The organism is Bradyrhizobium zhanjiangense (assembly GCF_004114935.1).
Lineage (GTDB): Bacteria > Pseudomonadota > Alphaproteobacteria > Rhizobiales > Xanthobacteraceae > Bradyrhizobium > Bradyrhizobium zhanjiangense.
Map to the genome: position 1 here is coordinate 424,706 of NZ_CP022221.1, position 16,157 is coordinate 440,862.

At 63.5% G+C, this 16,157-nt stretch carries 18 protein-coding genes; 6 read left to right on the forward strand and 12 right to left on the reverse strand.

What is annotated here, in order from left to right; all coding sequences use genetic code 11:
- Positions 1-199: 199 nt before the first annotated feature.
- From XH85_RS02060 to XH85_RS02090, 7 genes are all read right to left on the reverse strand, one after another.
- Positions 200-1,648, reverse strand: a complete 1,449-nt coding sequence (locus XH85_RS02060) for an ammonium transporter (protein ID WP_128930523.1) — start codon at positions 1,646-1,648, stop codon at positions 200-202.
- Positions 1,649-1,686: 38 nt separating this feature from the next.
- Positions 1,687-2,025 (reverse strand): P-II family nitrogen regulator, encoded by a 339-nt coding sequence (locus XH85_RS02065; RefSeq protein ID WP_008142813.1) that lies wholly within the window; start codon positions 2,023-2,025, stop codon positions 1,687-1,689.
- A 426-nt stretch (positions 2,026-2,451) separates the two neighbouring features.
- Positions 2,452-3,054 (reverse strand): ATP-dependent Clp protease proteolytic subunit, encoded by a 603-nt coding sequence (locus XH85_RS02070; RefSeq protein ID WP_128930524.1) that lies wholly within the window; start codon positions 3,052-3,054, stop codon positions 2,452-2,454.
- A 41-nt stretch (positions 3,055-3,095) separates the two neighbouring features.
- Positions 3,096-3,452 (reverse strand): SRPBCC family protein, encoded by a 357-nt coding sequence (locus XH85_RS02075; RefSeq protein ID WP_128930525.1) that lies wholly within the window; start codon positions 3,450-3,452, stop codon positions 3,096-3,098.
- Positions 3,449-3,763: an ArsR/SmtB family transcription factor gene (locus tag XH85_RS02080; RefSeq protein WP_018646000.1), complete on the reverse strand. Its 315-nt coding sequence runs from the start codon at positions 3,761-3,763 to the stop codon at positions 3,449-3,451. The genes XH85_RS02075 and XH85_RS02080 overlap by 4 nt, the downstream gene beginning before the upstream one ends.
- Positions 3,764-3,805: 42 nt before the next feature.
- On the reverse strand, positions 3,806-5,107 hold the full coding sequence (locus XH85_RS02085) for an ammonium transporter (RefSeq protein ID WP_128930526.1): 1,302 nt from the start codon (positions 5,105-5,107) through the stop codon (positions 3,806-3,808).
- A gap of 81 nt (positions 5,108-5,188) precedes the next feature.
- A complete protein-coding gene (locus tag XH85_RS02090) occupies positions 5,189-5,527 on the reverse strand; it encodes a P-II family nitrogen regulator (protein WP_028176997.1) in 339 nt (112 codons plus the stop codon).
- A 234-nt stretch (positions 5,528-5,761) separates the two neighbouring features.
- On the opposite strand from XH85_RS02090, the gene XH85_RS02095 reads away from it, so the two are divergent.
- Positions 5,762-6,667: a DUF4339 domain-containing protein gene (locus tag XH85_RS02095; RefSeq protein ID WP_128930527.1), complete on the forward strand. Its 906-nt coding sequence runs from the start codon at positions 5,762-5,764 to the stop codon at positions 6,665-6,667.
- A 4-nt stretch (positions 6,668-6,671) separates the two neighbouring features.
- On the opposite strand, the gene tesB is transcribed toward XH85_RS02095, so the two are convergent.
- A complete protein-coding gene (tesB, locus tag XH85_RS02100) occupies positions 6,672-7,535 on the reverse strand; it encodes an acyl-CoA thioesterase II (RefSeq protein WP_128930528.1) in 864 nt (287 codons plus the stop codon).
- Between the two features lie 136 nt (positions 7,536-7,671).
- Here tesB and XH85_RS02105 point away from each other — a divergent pair, with 136 nt between their 5' ends.
- The gene (locus tag XH85_RS02105) at positions 7,672-8,892 is read left to right on the forward strand and encodes a ubiquinone biosynthesis hydroxylase (protein WP_128930529.1); all 1,221 of its coding nucleotides are present in this window, start codon (positions 7,672-7,674) and stop codon (positions 8,890-8,892) included.
- 213 nt (positions 8,893-9,105) lie between these two features.
- On the opposite strand, the gene XH85_RS02110 is transcribed toward XH85_RS02105, so the two are convergent.
- On the reverse strand, positions 9,106-9,303 hold the full coding sequence (locus XH85_RS02110; protein ID WP_028133418.1) for a Trm112 family protein: 198 nt from the start codon (positions 9,301-9,303) through the stop codon (positions 9,106-9,108).
- 124 nt (positions 9,304-9,427) lie between these two features.
- A complete protein-coding gene (locus XH85_RS02115; RefSeq protein ID WP_128930530.1) occupies positions 9,428-9,958 on the reverse strand; it encodes a TetR/AcrR family transcriptional regulator in 531 nt (176 codons plus the stop codon).
- Positions 9,959-10,069: 111 nt separating this feature from the next.
- Between XH85_RS02115 and XH85_RS02120 the strand changes: the two genes are divergently transcribed.
- The 4 genes from XH85_RS02120 (at position 10,070) to XH85_RS02135 (ending at position 14,245) form a co-directional block, all read left to right on the forward strand.
- The gene (locus XH85_RS02120; protein ID WP_128930531.1) at positions 10,070-10,420 is read left to right on the forward strand and encodes a hypothetical protein; all 351 of its coding nucleotides are present in this window, start codon (positions 10,070-10,072) and stop codon (positions 10,418-10,420) included.
- A gap of 204 nt (positions 10,421-10,624) precedes the next feature.
- Positions 10,625-10,903 (forward strand): PepSY domain-containing protein, encoded by a 279-nt coding sequence (locus XH85_RS02125; RefSeq protein WP_091882699.1) that lies wholly within the window; start codon positions 10,625-10,627, stop codon positions 10,901-10,903.
- A gap of 49 nt (positions 10,904-10,952) precedes the next feature.
- Positions 10,953-11,543: a cytochrome b/b6 domain-containing protein gene (locus XH85_RS02130; RefSeq protein ID WP_128937065.1), complete on the forward strand. Its 591-nt coding sequence runs from the start codon at positions 10,953-10,955 to the stop codon at positions 11,541-11,543.
- Positions 11,544-11,743: 200 nt separating this feature from the next.
- Positions 11,744-14,245, forward strand: coding sequence for an EAL domain-containing protein (locus XH85_RS02135; RefSeq protein WP_128930533.1), 2,502 nt, complete (start codon positions 11,744-11,746; stop codon positions 14,243-14,245).
- A gap of 12 nt (positions 14,246-14,257) precedes the next feature.
- Here XH85_RS02135 and XH85_RS02140 read toward each other — a convergent pair whose 3' ends face one another.
- A complete protein-coding gene (locus XH85_RS02140) occupies positions 14,258-14,935 on the reverse strand; it encodes an LON peptidase substrate-binding domain-containing protein (protein WP_091882705.1) in 678 nt (225 codons plus the stop codon).
- A 32-nt stretch (positions 14,936-14,967) separates the two neighbouring features.
- Positions 14,968-15,891, reverse strand: a complete 924-nt coding sequence (gene trxA / locus XH85_RS02145) for a thioredoxin (protein WP_128930534.1) — start codon at positions 15,889-15,891, stop codon at positions 14,968-14,970.
- Positions 15,892-16,157 lie beyond the last annotated feature (266 nt).

The window sequence follows — 16,157 nt, forward strand, 5'->3', positions numbered from 1 at the left end:
GACCTCCCGATTGTTGTTCTTGAGGTCGATATTTCTGCGCCGGCGGTCCGCAATGGCAATGTTTTTCTTCGGCGCTCCGACCAAAAGAAAGGGGCTCCAACTTGCGCTGGAGCCCCTCAACGGTCGGGGCATTGCCGGGTATGTGCCCAAACCGTAGGTCTGGTCGCGATCCCCGAGGAGATCGCGGCCGGGAGGAGAGTTACATGTTGTAGGCGCGCTCGGTGTGCTCGGTGATGTCGAGGCCTTCACGCTCGCTCTCGACATTGGTGCGAAGGCCAACGATCACATCGACGACCTTGTAGAGGATCGCCGAACCGATGCCCGACCACACCAGCGTGGTGCAGACGCCCCAGAGCTGGGCGATCATCTGCGTGGCGAAGTCGTAATCGGCAACCTTGGGCGGGATCGCGGTGTAGTCCATGATGCCGGCACCACCGAGCGCCGGGTTGACCAGAATGCCGGTGCCGAGGGCGCCGACGATGCCGCCGATGCAGTGCACGCCGAACACGTCGAGGGAGTCGTCGTAGCCGAGCGCGTTCTTCACGACGGTGCAGAAGAACAGGCAGACCACGCCGACCACGAGGCCGAGGACGATCGCACCCATCGCGCCGGCGAAGCCGGCAGCGGGCGTCACGGCCACGAGACCCGCGACAGCGCCGGAGATCACGCCGAGCACCGACGGATGACCCTTCACGATCCACTCCGCGAACATCCACGACAGCGCGGCGGCGGCAGTAGCGACGAAGGAGTTGGTCATGGCGAGCGCAGCGCCGCCATTGGCTTCCAGGTTGGAGCCGGCGTTAAAGCCGAACCAGCCGACCCAGAGCAGCGAGGCGCCGATCATCGACATGGTCAGCGAGTGCGGAGCCATCAGCTCCTTGCCGTAGCCGACCCTTTTGCCGATCAGGAGAGCGCCGACGAGACCTGCGATACCGGCGTTGATATGCACCACGGTGCCGCCAGCGAAGTCGATGGCGCCCTTCTTGAAAATCCAGCCGGCGTCGGCGTTGATCTCGTCGAGCTTGGCCTGCGCCGCGGTCTTGGCTGCCGCATCACCCGCCGCAGCGAGCGCCTTGGCCGCATCCTGGATCATGTCCGGGCCGGGCCAGTACCAGACCATGTGCGCGATCGGGAAGTAGATCAGCGTGACCCAGAGCGGGATGAACAGAGCGATCGCCGAGAACTTCATGCGCTCTGCGAAGGCGCCGACGATGAGGGCGGGCGTGATCGCCGCGAAGGTCATCTGGAAGCATACGTAGATGAGCTCCGAGATGTTGGCGTCGACCGAGAAGGTGGCCGCCTTCGAGTCGGTGGTGACGCCCATCATGAAGGCCTTGGAGAAGCCGCCGATGAAGTCGGAACCGCCGGTGAAGGCGAGGCTGTAGCCGTACACGGCCCAGATCACGGTGACGACGCAGACGGTGTAGAACACCTGCATCAGGACCGAGAGCATGTTCTTGGAACGGACGAGACCGCCGTAGAACAGTGCGAGGCCGGGGATCGTCATCAACAGCACCAGCACTGTCGATGTCAGCATCCAGGCGTTGTCTCCCTTGTTGACCGTTGGCTCGGCATAGGCTGCGGTCGCAGCGAACAGGCCGACTGCGAGAGCCGCCAGTCCCGCGCCATAGGGACGCTTAAACGTCATTGTATTCACTCCTGATTGGATAAAGGTTGAGCGCGAAATCAAAGGGCCGCGGCGTCGGCCTCGCCGGTGCGGATGCGCACCGCATGGTCGAGGTTGATGACGAAGATCTTGCCGTCGCCGATCTGGCCGGTTTTCGCGGCGGACGTGATGGCGTCGATGGTCTTGTCGACCTGGTCGGAGGCGACAGCGACCTCGATCTTGATCTTGGGCAGGAAGCTCACGGCATATTCGGCGCCGCGGTAGATTTCCGTATGGCCCTTCTGGCGGCCATATCCCTTGACTTCCGTCACCGTGAGACCATGAACGCCGATGGCGGTCAGGGCGTCACGGACTTCTTCCAGCTTGAATGGCTTGATAATCGCCATAACGATTTTCATGGGTCCTATCCCCGCTTGGCCCGGTCCGGACATGGCCGGGCGTTCTCGACTGGTTCGCCACGAGGGAGAAGTTCACTACGCGGGCTCAGCCGGGACCCGTAGAATCAAATGCCGTGCCAGATCAGGCGCGTTGCCTAACGGATTATGAAAACGCGTGTTTTCGCGCCTAACGCGCATTGCCGTGCAGTGCGATATTACGTCGCGCTCAAAACGTGGTCACGTCTGCTCAAAACGCAGGCAGGACAGGCTGCCGACACAATGTTGCTCATGTGTCGGGCAGTCAAAAGGTATTTTGATACGGAAGGGGACTTAAGAAATATCGAGACCACTGCGCCCGCTGCTTACGGGATATGCTCATCGCGGCGGCCGCGGGTCGAGCAGATGAACCTCGCCGAGGGTATCCCGCTGAGGGCCGCTGTCGCACCATCAGGCGGCGTCGCGCTCTGCAAAAACCCGGTCGACCAATCCCCATTCGACTCCCTGCTGCGCGGTCATGAAGTGGTCGCGGTCCAGGGTCCGTTCCACCTCCTCTTCAGTCCGTCCGCAATGCTGCGCATAGAGCCTGGTGATGCGCCGCTTGGTTTCCTGCATTTCGTTGGCGTGGATCAGGATGTCTGACGCCTGGCCCTGGAAGCCGCCGAGCGGCTGATGCACGTGAAGGCTCGCATTGGGCAGCGCGGCGCGGTGACCGGGTTCGCCGGCCATCAGCAGGAATGAGCCCATGGAGCGCGCGGTGCCCATGCACAGCGTATGAACCGGCGCCTTGATGAACTGCATGGTGTCGTACATCGCGAGCCCGCTGGTAACCACGCCGCCATAGGAATTGATGTAGAGATTGATCGGCCGGCTCGGATTCTCCGCCTCCAGGAATAGCAGCTGCGCGCAAACCAGCCCGGACATCGCATCATTGACCTCGCCGTTGAGGAAGATGATGCGTTCGCGCAGCAGCCGCGAGTAGATGTCGAAGGATCGTTCGCCGCGGGCGGATTGTTCGACGACCATAGGGACGAGCTGAAGCATGTCGCGCATCGGCGACCTCCATGTCTGCAGGTGATGAAGTTGTGTTGTTGCTAGGCCGCCGCGCGCATCAGGCAGCAATTGCTATTGGCCGGCTGCGGCAGCCTTGTTCGCTGGTCGCAGGCTTGCTGGATGATGCGAAAGCGGGTGCCGCCGTCTTCGTTCGGCTCGATCCGGAAGATGACGTGGCTCTCGCGAAATGGCGGTTTGGAATCGCGAAGCCGGTAGCGCACCTCTTCACCTGCGATCGTTGATTCCGGCTCGGCGCCGGCAAGGTCGCAATCCGGCAGCCAGCGCTCGCGCAATGCAGGAATGGTCACGGCGCGCCAGACTTTTGCCGGCGGTGCATCGAAATCATATTCGAGCACGAGGGCTTCGTCGGGACGATCAGGCTTCACGGTGTCGCTCATTGATCCATGTCCTTCAGGAGGTCAGCGAGTGCTTCCATGCGCTTCGGCCAATAGGCGCGGTAGCGCGCAAGCCATGCCCCGATGGCGACGATTCCGTCCGGGTCGACTTCGTAATTCACAAAGCGGCCCTGCCGCTGTTCGCGCACGAGGCCTGCCGCGCGCAGCACCGAAAGATGCTGCGACATCGCGGGTTGGCTGATCTCCAATCCGTCGCGCAAGGCGCTGGCATTCAGGCTTCCGCCAGCGAGCTTTTCAAAGACCTTGCGGCGCGTCGGGTCGGCCAGCGCCTTGAAGATGTCGGCTTCGATCATGACAACACATAAGCACGTACTTATGTGTCGCGCAAGCCCCTGTTACTGAAGCGCCTCGCCGTGCTGCGAAATATCCAGCCCCTCGAGCTCGTGCTCACGGGATACGCGCAAGGGCACGAACAGGCCGACCAGCTTGAGCAGGACGAAGCTCACCCCTGCCGACCACACGAAGGTGACGGCGACGCCATAGAGCTGGATCAACACTTGCTGCGGGTGGCCCTCGATCAGGCCGGCGGTGCCGCCGATGGCGCTGGTTGCGAACACGCCGCCAAGCAGGGTGCCGGTCAGGCCGCCGATGCCGTGGACGCCGAACACGTCGAGCGAATCGTCATAGTTGAAGCGGTGCTTCAGCCAGGTGCAGGCCCAGTAGCAAACCGCACCGGCAATGATGCCGATGACGATGCCGTGCCAGGGCGCCACGAATCCGGAGGCCGGTGTGATGGTGCCGAGGCCTGCGACCGCGCCGGAGATCATGCCGAGCACCGAGGGCTTGCGCCGCGTCGACCATTCGATCGCGCCCCATGTCAGGGCGCCGGCGCAAGCGGCGAGATGCGTTGCAATGATCGCCATCACCGCGCGCGAATTGGCCGCGCCGGCCGAGCCGCCGTTGAAGCCGAACCAGCCGACCCACAACAGGCCGGTGCCCATCACCGCCAGCGAGAGATCGAACGGCGAAAGATTCTCGGTGCCGTAGCCGTGACGGCGCCCCATCACCTTCGCGGCGACGAGGCCGCCGGTGCCGGCGGACAAATGCACCACGAGGCCGCCGGCGAAATCCAAAACGCCCATGCTGGCGAGGAAGCCGCCGCCCCACACCCAATGCGCCAGCGGAATATAGACGAAGATGAACCAGGCGACGGAGAACAAGAGATAGGCGGAGAACCGCATGCGATCGGCGACCGAGCCCGCGACCAGCGCCACCGTGATGATCGCAAACGTCATCTGGTACAGCATGAACAGCGATTCCGGGATCGTCTTGGCCGCCGGGTTGACGCTGTCCATAGTCATGCCCGCGAGGAACCAGCGGTCGAGCGTGCCGATCCAGGGGCCGTCGCCGACGAAGCACAGCGAATAACCGAACGCGACCCAGAGAATCGAAATCAGCGTCACCGCGGCGAGGCTCTGCGCCATGGTGGCAAGCACGTTCTTCTTGCGCACCATGCCGGAGTAGAACAGCGCAAGTCCGGGGATCGTCATCATCAGCACCAGCGCGGTGGCGACGATCATCCAGGCGGTGTCGGCAGTGTTGATCTCGGAGCCTGCGGCGTGCGCCGGCGAGGCAATGGCAGACGCAAATCCGATCGGCGCAGCCATAGCAGCTGCGCGGCGCAAATATCCCGCCATGTCGTTCCCCCCGGCATTAACTGGCGTCGCACGCTGTGGCGTCGTTGCCCGGTGCGATCGAAGAAGATGTATTAGATTAGATCAGAGCGCGTCGCTGTCGGTTTCGCCGGTGCGGATACGCAGCGCGTGGTCGATCGGCGTGACGAAGATCTTGCCGTCACCGATCTGGCCGGTGCGCGCGGTCGCAGTGATCACGCTGACCGCCTTGTCGGCAACGTCGGACGCGACCGCGATCTCGATGCGCAGCTTCGGCAGGAAGTTCACGACATATTCGGCGCCGCGATAAATCTCGGTGTGGCCCTTCTGGCGGCCATAGCCCTTCACCTCGGTCACGGTCATGCCGTGGACGCCGATCGCCGTCAGGGCCTGGCGGACCTCATCGAGCTTGAAGGGTTTGATGATCGCGACGACGAGTTTCATGGCAGGCCTATTCCCCGGGATGCGCCGCGCCGTATGTCGCCGGCGCTGCGTCAATCTGGCATCTTTCCGGGCAAATGGCACAAAAAAGTTGCAGATTGAAGCGGAAAAACGTTTGGCCATGTGAACGGCCGCCTCTGTACAGGGCAGCCGTCCATCCTTCACAATGCATTTTCGGCATGGATCGGGTGAACCTGCCGGTCCCGGGCGGTACATAAGTATTTTGGGGGACGCATCATGGCGAGTTGGTTCTACGCATCCGAGGGCAAGCAGCAGGGGCCCTTTGCGGAAGGGCAGTTCCGCGATCTCATCGCCCAAGGCGTCGTGCGCCCGGATACGCTGGTCTGGACCGAAGGCATGGCCGGCTGGCAGAAGGCCGCCGAAATCCCCGGCTTGATCGGAGGCGGCGGCGCGCCGCCGATGATGCCGGCCGGCGGCCCTCCGATGATGGGCGGCGGTGGGTATGCCAGCGCCAGCGCCGGCGGCTATGGTGGCGCAGGTGCAGGATCGCTGGCAGTCGATTTTGGCATCCTCGAGTTCACCTGGCGCAGCATCGTCTTGCTGATCGGAATGATCTTCGTCCTGCCGGCGCCGTGGGTGTTCGTCTGGTACACGCAATGGATCGTGTCCTGCGTGAGGGTCCCGGGGCGTCCGAATCTCAGCTTCACCGGCAATGCGATGACGCTGGTGCCCTGGTATTTCGGCTTCATCGTCCTGGCGATCGCCATCTCCTTCATCGGAAGCCAGCTGCTCAGCAATCTGCTGTTCATCGTGCAGATCGTCCTCTACTGGCTGCTGATCAAATGGATGGTCGCGAACCTCGCCTCCAACGGCCAGCCGCTGGGCCTGAGCTTCACCGGCTCGATCTGGGCCTATATCGGCTGGAGCCTGCTGTTCGCGATCTCGATCATCACCATCATCGGCTGGGCCTGGGTCGCCGCGGCGCAGATGCGCTGGTTCTGCCGCAGCGTCGAAGGCACACGGCGCGAAATCGTGTTCAAAGGCAGCGGACTCGAGATCTTGTGGCGCGGAATCGTGGCCGCGATCCTGTGCAGCTTCATCATCCCGATCCCGTGGGTGTATCGCTGGATCATGAACTGGTTTGCGTCGCAGACCGAACTCGCTCCGCGCGGCTCGCTCTAAGCGATCAAGCCCTCCGCTCGCGCACGGAGCCTTCCTGCGCGACGGAGGCGACCAGCGTGCCGTCGGGCTTGAAGATCGAGCCGCGGGTCAGTCCGCGGCCCGATTGTGCGCTCGGCGAATCCTGGGCGTAGAGCAGCCATTCGTCGGCGCGGAACGGGCGGTGAAACCACATCGCGTGGTCGAGGCTCGCCGGCATCATGCGCTTGTCGAACAGCGTGCGGCCATAGCGCGCCATGATCGCGTCCAGCAGCGAGAAGTCCGAGGCATAGGCGAGCGCGCACATGTGCAGCGCCGGATCGTCCGGCAGTTTCGCAGCGGTCCTGATCCAGACGTGAATGCGGCCGTCCTCGATCTTCTGGCCGAAATAGCGGCCGAGCTCGACCGGACGCAGCTCGATCGGACGATCGGATTCGTAGTAGCGGCGGATGAACTCCGGCATCTCCTTGAACATCGGCTGCTTCGCCACCTCCTCCGCCGTGAGCTTTTCCGGCGGCGGCACGTCGGGCATCTTGTCCTGGTGGTCGAACGCGCTCTCCTCCTCGGCATGGAACGACACCATGATCGAGAAGATCGCATTGCCGTGCTGGATCGCGGTGACGCGGCGCGTCGAATAGCTCTTGCCGTCGCGCAGCCGCTCGACCTGGTAGATGATCGGGATCTGCGGGTCGCCCGGCAGGATGAAATAGCAATGCAGCGAATGCGGCAGCCGGCCCTCGACGGTGCGGCAGGCCGCCACCATCGCCTGCCCGATCACCTGGCCGCCGAACACCCGCTGCCAGCTCGTCTTCGGGCTGTTGCCGCGGAACAGGTTCACCTCGAGCTGTTCGAGGTCGAGGATCGAAATGAGGTCGATCAGGCTTTTGGACATGCGTGAGCTTTCTTGCCGTCATTTCCGGATTGAAGCTCCGAAATGACATACGGGCCGATCCGCCCTTGTTTCACCGCACTGTTTCGCCCACCTCAAGTCTGCTAGCAAGACCAGGAATTGGCCGGGAAAGTCGGGTATGTCGGTACAGGGTAGCATTGTCATTGGCGGCGGCGCGTTTGCAGGGCTGGCGCTGGCGTTGGCGCTGCGTCAGGGGCTCGGACCCGAGATTTCCGTCATCGTGGCCGATCCCGCGCTCAGCATGCGTCCGAGCCGCGACCCGCGCGCCACCGCGATCGTGGCCGCCTGCCGCCGCCTGTTCGAGGCGATCGGCGCCTGGGACGATGTCCGGGGCGAGGCGCAGCCGATCCTCGACATGGTCGTCACCGATTCCAAGCTGGAGGACGCTACGCGCTCGGTGTTCCTGAATTTCGCCGGCGATGTCGCGCCGGGCGAGCCCTTCGCCCATATGGTCGAGAACGGCCGCCTGATCGATGCGCTGGTGGCGCGCGCCGAGGCCGAGGGCATCGATCTGCGCGCCACCACTGTCGCGTCCTACGACGCGCGTTCCGAGGGCATCGACGTGACGCTCGGCGATGGCAGCGTGATCGCGGCGAGCCTGCTGGTCGCCGCCGATGGCGCCAGATCCAAGCTGCGTGAGCGCGCTGGGATCGCCACCCACGGCTGGGAGTACGATCAGTCCGGCATCGTCGTCACCGTCGGCCACGAGCGCGATCACGAGGGCCGCGCCGAAGAGCACTTTCTGCCCGCCGGCCCGTTCGCGATCCTGCCGCTATCCGGCAAGCGGTCATCGCTGGTGTGGACCGAGCGCCGCAGCGAGGCCGCGCGCATCATCGCGCTCAGTGATGAGGAGTTCCACGCTGAACTCGAGCAGCGCTTTGGCCTGCATCTCGGTGAGGTCAAGGCGCTCGACAAGCCGCGCGCATTCCCACTGTCCTATTTCGTCGCGCGCTCCTTCATCGCCGAGCGCCTGGCGCTGGTCGGCGATGCCGCCCATGTCATCCATCCGATCGCGGGCCAGGGCCTCAACATGGGGCTGAAGGATGTCGCCGCGCTGGCCGAGGTGGTCGTCGATGCCGCGCGGCTCGGCATGGATCTCGGCGGCGCCGACGTGCTGGACCGTTACCAGCGCTGGCGCCGGTTCGACACCATGGCGATGGGCGTTGCCACCAACTCGCTGAACTTCCTGTTCTCCAACCAGTCGACGCTGCTGCGCACGGTGCGCGACATCGGCCTCGGCCTCGTCGACCGCGCCCCGCCGCTGAAGAATCTCTTCATCCGCCAGGCGGCTGGTTTGACTGGTGAAGTGCCGCGCTTGTTGAAGGGCGAGGCGCTATAGGTCTCGCTGCTGCCTTAACTCTCCGCCGTCATCCCGGACAAGCGCGCTCTCAAGCGCGCGCAGATCCGGGATAAATACGCCGCAGCAATCGTTTTGCGAAGACTCGGAGTTGCCAGCTCACGCAACCATGCAATTCCGTGGTTATGGGTCCTGGCTTTCGCCAGGACGACCCCGAGAGTGCTGCGCGGCCATCGCGTGCAACTCTCGCTTATCTCAATCGATCTTGCGCGCCTCTTCCGGCAGCATGATCGGGATGCCGTCGCGGATCGGATAAGCGAGCTTGGCGCTGCGCGAGATCAGCTCCTGCCGCGCGGCGTCGAACTCCAGCGGGCCCTTGGTCAGCGGGCAGACCAGAATCTCCAGCAGTTTCGGATCGACGCTGGCTTCGGGGCGTTCGGTGGGCGCGTTCATGGATGGTCTCCGGCAGTCGGCTGCCTCTAGCACAGAAATTCGCATCCGCCCATCGCGGCTGCCAAAGCGTTTTCCAGCGAAATGGGTACCGGTTCGCGGAAAGAAAACGCGTCAAAATAAGAATCTAAGCGGACACCATCCGCAAGAGCTCGTCGAGCAGGGCCTGGAGCCGCGCCGGCGGCACCGGCGTGCCGGATAAGGCAAAGCCGAGAAAGGTCCAGTACAGGATCTGCGAGCGCACCTGCGCCATCGCCGGGTCGAGCCCCCGCTGCTTCAGCAGCGCCTCGATATAGTCGAGCCTGCGGCGGTCGATCGCGCGGACTGCGCCTTGCGCGGCCGCATCGAACGCCGCCCAGTTGCGCACGGCGCGCTCGAGGTCGAGCCGCGCGCCGAAAGATCTTCGCAACAGGGCATTCAGTGGCTCGTCACTGCCGGCCTCGACGTCGGCGATGATCTGCTCGGCCGCGATCTCGCGCCAGCGTTTCAGCAAGGCGGCGTGGAAGGCGCCGAGATCGGCAAAATGCCAGTAGAAGCTGCCGCGCGACACGCCCATGGCCTTGGCGAGCGGATCGGCTTTCAGCGCCGTAAAACCGCTTCTGGCGAGCGCCTTGAGCCCCTCCTTGATCCAGTCGTCGGCGGAGAGCTGTTCGGTCATGGCGGGTTCCCGATGATCAGGACCATACACGAGTGTATTGACAGATCACCGCGCGTGGGTCCATACCATACACGACTGTATGGACAACTGGATGGATCGGGAGTTTCCGTCATGCGCGATCTCCTGCTGCAATGCTCCGGCGCCGCCGCGGTCGTGCTGGCGCTGATCCACGGCATGCTCGGCGAGACCAAGGTATTCGCGCGGGCCACGATCGAACCGCCGCGCCTTCGTACGCTGATCCGCTTGGTGTGGCAGGCCGGCACGGTGGCGTGGATCGGCGGCGGCGTACTGCTGCTCGCGGCACCCTGGATGCAATCCAACCTCGCCCGGCACTGGATCATCGTCACGCTCGCCGTCGTGTTCGGCTTCGCGGCACTCGCCAATGCCTTGGCGACGCGCGGCCGCCACTTTGGCTGGGTCGGCATGGGTGCTGTCGTGGCGCTTGCGGTTGCCGGCTACTAGCGACACCCGCGTCTTGGCCCGTGAGGCGTAAGGCCGCAGCGGCGCTTCAAATGCGCGCTGCATACGGAGAGCGCTGATCTTTTGACGACCGTTAGAATGAATCTAAGATTGGTCACCCCCCAACCGGATTGACTTCACCTTCACCTTTGCTTCCTTCGGCTGCGCTTCGCGCTGAGCACACAGCGCACAGAGAAGGAGACGTTCGTGAAGGTCATTCGTGTTGTTGCCATTGCGCTGACGATCGGGATTGGTATGGGATCGGCGGCCATGGCCGACGGTTTCAAGGACTGCACCAAGCTCGACAAGGCGTCGTGGAAGCCGGCCAGCGAAGCCGAAGCCAAGGCCAAGGCTTTGGGCTATGAGGTGCGGCGCTCCAAGATCGAAGGCTCGTGCTATGAGGTCTATGGCGTCAAGGAAGGCAAGCTCTATGAGCTGTTCTACAGCCCCGAAGACCTCAGCTTGAAGCACACGATTGCCAAGTAAGCTGCGCAAGTAAACTGCGGCAAGTGAGCCCCAAAGCGAAACGGGCTTGATGGAAGAAGCGGCGCGACAAACGCGCGGGGCGTCCGACAGGACCCCCGCGAATCGAATCGTTTCGCGGACGGTCGCGGTCTGGGACCTCCCGCTGCGCGTCTGGCATTGGCTTCTTGCGATCTCAGTTCTGACGGCGTGGTTCACGCCGACCGTCTATGACGGCCTTCACCGCATCGTTGGCTATGCGGTCATCGGCCTCCTCGCCTTCCGCCTGATCTGGGGCTTGATGGGAAGCCGCTATTCGCGCTTCCGGATGGTCGGCGTCAGGCTGCGCGCCGCACCACACTATCTCTGGAATCTGCGCCGCGGCATCACCGGCCGCTATATCGGGCTCAACCCCGCCGGTACCTTGATGCTGGTGGCGCTGCTGGTTTCGCTCGCGGTGTCGACGATCACGGGCGCGATGTCGGTGACCGTCACCTTTTTCGGCGTCTGGTGGGTCGAGGATACCCACCATTATTCATCGGACGCGGTCATCGTCCTGGTCGTGCTGCACGTGCTCGGCGTGCTGCTGATGGGGATTCTCCAGCGCGAGAACCTGATCCGCGCGATGTTCACCGGGCGCAAGCACATTCGCAATCGCCTCTAGGATTACCTTGCCATCGTCGCACGTGTTGTTCCCTCAGCTTGGGCGCGATTGCGGTAAGACATTCGCGATGCTCGGCAAAATCGAATTGCGCGGGGAGCATTAACGTGCCAGTAAGCATGCAATCAGACGTTGCACGAAATTAACGCGAACGACGTTTAGCCCGTCCACCATCGACACTATTGACGATGGAGCGATATTGGATGTTCCGCGTTTTGTCCTGCCTTACCGTCGAGCATGATTTCCGGCTCGTCGTGCTCGCCGGCCTGGTCTGCTTCGTCGCGAGTATTGTTGCAGTCAGCATCTTCCATCGTGCGATCGCGGCGCGCGCAAGGACGCGGCTGATCTGGATCGCGATTGCCGGCGCCGCCATCGGATACGGAATCTGGGCGACGCATTTCGTCGCCATGCTCGCCTACGAGCCCGGCGTTACCACCGGCTACGGAATCGTGCTTACGGCACTTTCGCTTGCGACGGCAATGCTTCTGACCTCGGGGGGCTTCGGCGTTGCGGTCGGCGATTCCGGCCGGTGGCGCGCGGCGGCCGGCGGCGTCATCATCGGCGGCGGCATCGCCAGCATGCACTATCTCGGAATGTGGGCACTTGAAGTGCCGGGTCGGGTTAGCTGGTCACTGGACCTCGTATTCGTCTCGATCATTCTGGCCATGTGCCTCGGCTATGCCGCTCTGGCCGTCGCGATCAGGTATCAGAATTACCGGGGCACGCTCGCCGCGGCGGTCCTGCTGACACTCGCCATCGTATCGCACCACTTCACGGCCATGGGCGCCGTGCAGGTCACGCCGGATCCAACGCGTGCGACGGGCGCCCTGTCGCTGTCTCCGGCCGTGCTCGCGTTTGCTATCGCCGGTGTGGCGCTATCTGTGCTGGGCATGAGCCTGATCGGCGTGCTGGCCGATCGTCGCCTGGCAAGCAGAACCGCCAAATTCGAGGCGATCATCAGCCAGCTTTCGGACGCCCGGCAGCAGCTTGAAGACTCCCAGCAGGAACTGCAGGACCAGACGGTCAGGCTGGACACTGCGATCAACCACATGGTCGAGGGCCTTTGCATGTTCGATGCCGAAAAGCGGCTTGTCGTCTGCAACGAGCGTTATGCCCGACTGTATCGGCTGCCGCCGGAACTGCTGCGGACGGGGACATCGCACACCGAGATCATCAGGCATCGTATTGTGAAGGGAATCCTCAAGGGCGATTCCAGCGAGGGTGCTGCCGAGCAATTCATCTCGAAATTGGCGGCCCTGCCGTTCGATGCAGTCTCGAGCAGGATCGACGAGTTTGCGGATGGTCGGCTGATCCGCGTGACGCGACAGCCGATGACCGGTGGCGGATGGGTGGCCACGCATCTCGATGTTACCGCGCAACGCCGGTCCGAGGCCAAGATCACTCATATGGCGCAACACGACGCGCTGACCGATCTGCCAAATCGCGTGTTGCTCAGGGAACGGATGGAGCATGCCATTGCGGTTACGCGCAACGGCGGCCTCGATCTGGCCGTGCTCATGCTCGACCTCGATCGCTTCAAGGAAGTCAACGACACGCTGGGACATCCGGCGGGCGATTCCCTGCTGCGCGCCGTCGCTGCGCGTCTGCGCGAATGCACCACGGAAACCGCGTTGATTGCCCGACTGGGCGGCGACGAATTCGCGGTGATCGATTACGTGACCAACCCGGCCGTGGAGGCCGCCGCCCTTGCCGAGAACATCAGAAAGGCGCTTTGCGAACCCTTCGATCTCGGCGATCACCGGGTCACGGTGGGCACCAGCATCGGCATTGCCATCGCGCCGCGCGATGGCAACGATTCCGACGTGATCATGAAGAGCGCGGATCTCGCGCTCTACTCGGCCAAGAGTGGCGGACGCGGAGCATTTCGCTTCTTCGAGCCGGAACTCGACGAGCTCATGCATGCGCGACGCAATCTGGAGCGCGACATGCGGGATGCGCTTGCCGGCCGTCAATTCGAGCTTCACTACCAGCCGTTCGTCAGCGCTGCCACCGGCAAGACCATCGGCTTCGAGGCCTTGCTACGCTGGCATCACCCGCAGCGAGGCTTGGTCCTGCCGAGCGAATTCATTCCGCTTGCGGAGGAAACCGGCTTGATCGTGCCGCTGGGAGAATGGGTCTTGCGGACCGCCTGCGCGGAAGCTGCCAAATGGCCTGCCTATGTCAGGATCGCAATCAACCTGTCTCCCGCTCAATTCAGGAGCACGGAGCTTGTTCCGGTCGTTGTCGGCGCGCTGGCGAGTTCAGGAATTGCGCCGCACAGGCTTGAGCTCGAGGTCACCGAGACCGTAATCATGCATGACAGCGACGCTGTTTTTGCGGTCCTCGCTCAGCTGCGCGAGCTCGGCGTGCGAATCGCCCTGGACGATTTCGGCACGGGCTATTCATCGTTGAGCTTTCTGCAAAGATTCCCGTTCGACAAGGTCAAGATCGACCGCAGTTTCGTGGGCGAACTATCCAGCGCGAGGGCAGAGGCGCACCATCTCGCGCGAGCAGTGGTTCGTTTCGCCGTCAGCCTCGGCAAGACGACGACCGCCGAAGGCGTCGAAACGAAGGAGCAGCTGGATATCCTCCGCGAAGAGGGATGCGCCGAAACGCAAGGCTACTATTTCAGCCGGCCGATGCCTGCATCCGACATCGCCACAATGCTGCGGGAAGATTCCGGAGCGGCCATCCGCGCTGCGTGAGGATTCAGGCCGTCACTGCAGCGGTGGATCGCCGCTGGTGCGCTTCTTGGCGAGGTCCATCTCGGTGACAGCGATCAGGATCTCGGCCCGGGTCTTCAAGTCGGGTGCCTCCAGCATGGCCTGCTTCTCAGCGGGTCCATAGGGCGACATCATTGCCAACGCGTTGACCAGTGCCTCGTTGGGAGCGCTCTCGACGCCCTCCCAATCGACCTTGAGGTTGTTGGCCTTCAGGAAGTCCGCCAGCACCGCCAGCAGCGCTTCGCGATCGACCTGGTCCTCGCCCATGCGCGCGGTGAAATCGTCGACGAAGGCGAAGAAATCCACCTTGCACTGCCGGTAGGCGGTCAGCACGTCGAGCTCCTCGACCACCTTGAAGCGCGAGACGCCCGTGAGCTCGAGGATGTAGCGGCCATCGCCGGATTCTGCGAGCTGGGTGATGCGGCCGACGCAGCCGACGCGGAACAGCGCCGGCTTGTCGGAATCCTTCGGCGAGTGCGCCACATCGGGCTGGATCATGCCGATCAGGCGATGGCCGTCACGGAAGGCATCGTCGACCATCGAAAGGTAGCGCGGCTCGAAGATGTTCAGCGGCATCTGGCCGCGGGGCAGCAGCAGCGCGCCGGGCAGCGGAAATACCGGAATGATCTCCGGAAGGTCGGCGGGCCCGCGATATTCGATGTTGATCGGCATCTGCCCGGTCCCCCTGGCGTTGCCAGCACGCCCTACGAAAATAGGATCGTCGACAAACGCTTGCGTCCCTCGACGGTTGCATCATCCGTGCCGCCCCAGGCCTCGAAGAACTGCACCAGCTGCTTGCGGGCGCCGTCGTCGTTCCACTTGCGGTCGCGCTTGATGATCTCGAGCAACTGCTCGGTGGCGGCCGCGCGGTTGCCTTGCGCATTGAGCGCGGTGGCGAGATCGAATCGTGCCTGATGATCGAGCGGGTTTGCGGCGACTTTCTGTTCCAGCTCGGCCACCGGCCCCAGCGCTTCCGCCTGCTCGGCGAGGTCGATCGTGGTCTGCACGCCTCTCACAGCGGGATCGTTGCGCTTGGATTCCGGCACCATGGCCAGCGTCTGCTTGGCCTGCTCCATCGCGCCGGACACCGCGTAGCACTTCGCAAGGCCCGCAAGCGCCGCGATGTTGGTCGAATCATGCTGGAGCGCCTCGGCATAGATCTGCGCAGCCGCAGCCGTGTCGCCCTCGGCGAGCACGGCCTCGGCCTCCTGCACGATCTCGGCGACGTTGACCTCGCCCGGCGCGGTCACGCCCTTGGTCAGCTTTTCGATGAAGGCGTTGAGCTGGCTTTCGGGCACCGCGCCCATGAAGCCGTCGGCCGGCTGGCCGTTGACGAAGGCGATCACGGCCGGGATCGACTGGATGCCCATCTGGCCCGGAATCGCCGGGTGCTGGTCGATGTTCATCTTGACCAGCTTGACCTTACCCTTGGCCGCCTTGACCGCCTTTTCCAAGACCGGGGTGAGCTGCTTGCAGGGGCCGCACCACTCCGCCCAGAAATCGATCAGCACCGGCTGGCGCTTCGATTCCTCGATGACGTCCTTCACGAAGGTCTGGGTGGTGGTGTCCTTGATCAGATCGGCGGCGGCCGGGCCCGCCGCTCCGTTACCCTGGTCGATGATCGTCACGGGATCCCCTCGTCATGTCTGGAATGGCGGCTGTTTAGCACGTCGTCGATGTAGATGCGCGTCGTCGGCTCCTAAATTGGGCCGGGACGGCCGAATTTCAATCCATTGCGGCCGATTCGCCGGTTCCGGAGCAGTTTCGGGCGATTTGGTCGCATTCAGGGTCCATATCGGGCCTCCGATTGCGAATCTATGCCGCCGGTAGCTGTTGCATTCCCCTCCCGCTTTTGGCATACGACAGCCGTTGCCGGCGCGTCACGCGACCGACA

Coding starts and splice junctions, on each gene's coding strand:
- XH85_RS02060 (WP_128930523.1), bottom strand. CDS start 1,648: ATGACGTTTAAGCGTCCCTATGGCGCGGGACTGGCGGCTCTCGCAGTC.
- XH85_RS02130 (WP_128937065.1), top strand. CDS start 10,953: ATGGAAGAAGCGGCGCGACAAACGCGCGGGGCGTCCGACAGGACCCCC.
- XH85_RS02135 (WP_128930533.1), top strand. CDS start 11,744: ATGTTCCGCGTTTTGTCCTGCCTTACCGTCGAGCATGATTTCCGGCTC.
- XH85_RS02085 (WP_128930526.1), bottom strand. CDS start 5,107: ATGGCGGGATATTTGCGCCGCGCAGCTGCTATGGCTGCGCCGATCGGA.
- XH85_RS02095 (WP_128930527.1), top strand. CDS start 5,762: ATGGCGAGTTGGTTCTACGCATCCGAGGGCAAGCAGCAGGGGCCCTTT.
- XH85_RS02110 (WP_028133418.1), bottom strand. CDS start 9,303: ATGAACGCGCCCACCGAACGCCCCGAAGCCAGCGTCGATCCGAAACTG.
- XH85_RS02065 (WP_008142813.1), bottom strand. CDS start 2,025: ATGAAAATCGTTATGGCGATTATCAAGCCATTCAAGCTGGAAGAAGTC.
- XH85_RS02080 (WP_018646000.1), bottom strand. CDS start 3,763: ATGATCGAAGCCGACATCTTCAAGGCGCTGGCCGACCCGACGCGCCGC.
- XH85_RS02075 (WP_128930525.1), bottom strand. CDS start 3,452: ATGAGCGACACCGTGAAGCCTGATCGTCCCGACGAAGCCCTCGTGCTC.
- XH85_RS02070 (WP_128930524.1), bottom strand. CDS start 3,054: ATGCGCGACATGCTTCAGCTCGTCCCTATGGTCGTCGAACAATCCGCC.
- XH85_RS02120 (WP_128930531.1), top strand. CDS start 10,070: ATGCGCGATCTCCTGCTGCAATGCTCCGGCGCCGCCGCGGTCGTGCTG.
- XH85_RS02140 (WP_091882705.1), bottom strand. CDS start 14,935: ATGCCGATCAACATCGAATATCGCGGGCCCGCCGACCTTCCGGAGATC.
- tesB (WP_128930528.1), bottom strand. CDS start 7,535: ATGTCCAAAAGCCTGATCGACCTCATTTCGATCCTCGACCTCGAACAG.
- XH85_RS02090 (WP_028176997.1), bottom strand. CDS start 5,527: ATGAAACTCGTCGTCGCGATCATCAAACCCTTCAAGCTCGATGAGGTC.
- XH85_RS02115 (WP_128930530.1), bottom strand. CDS start 9,958: ATGACCGAACAGCTCTCCGCCGACGACTGGATCAAGGAGGGGCTCAAG.
- XH85_RS02105 (WP_128930529.1), top strand. CDS start 7,672: ATGTCGGTACAGGGTAGCATTGTCATTGGCGGCGGCGCGTTTGCAGGG.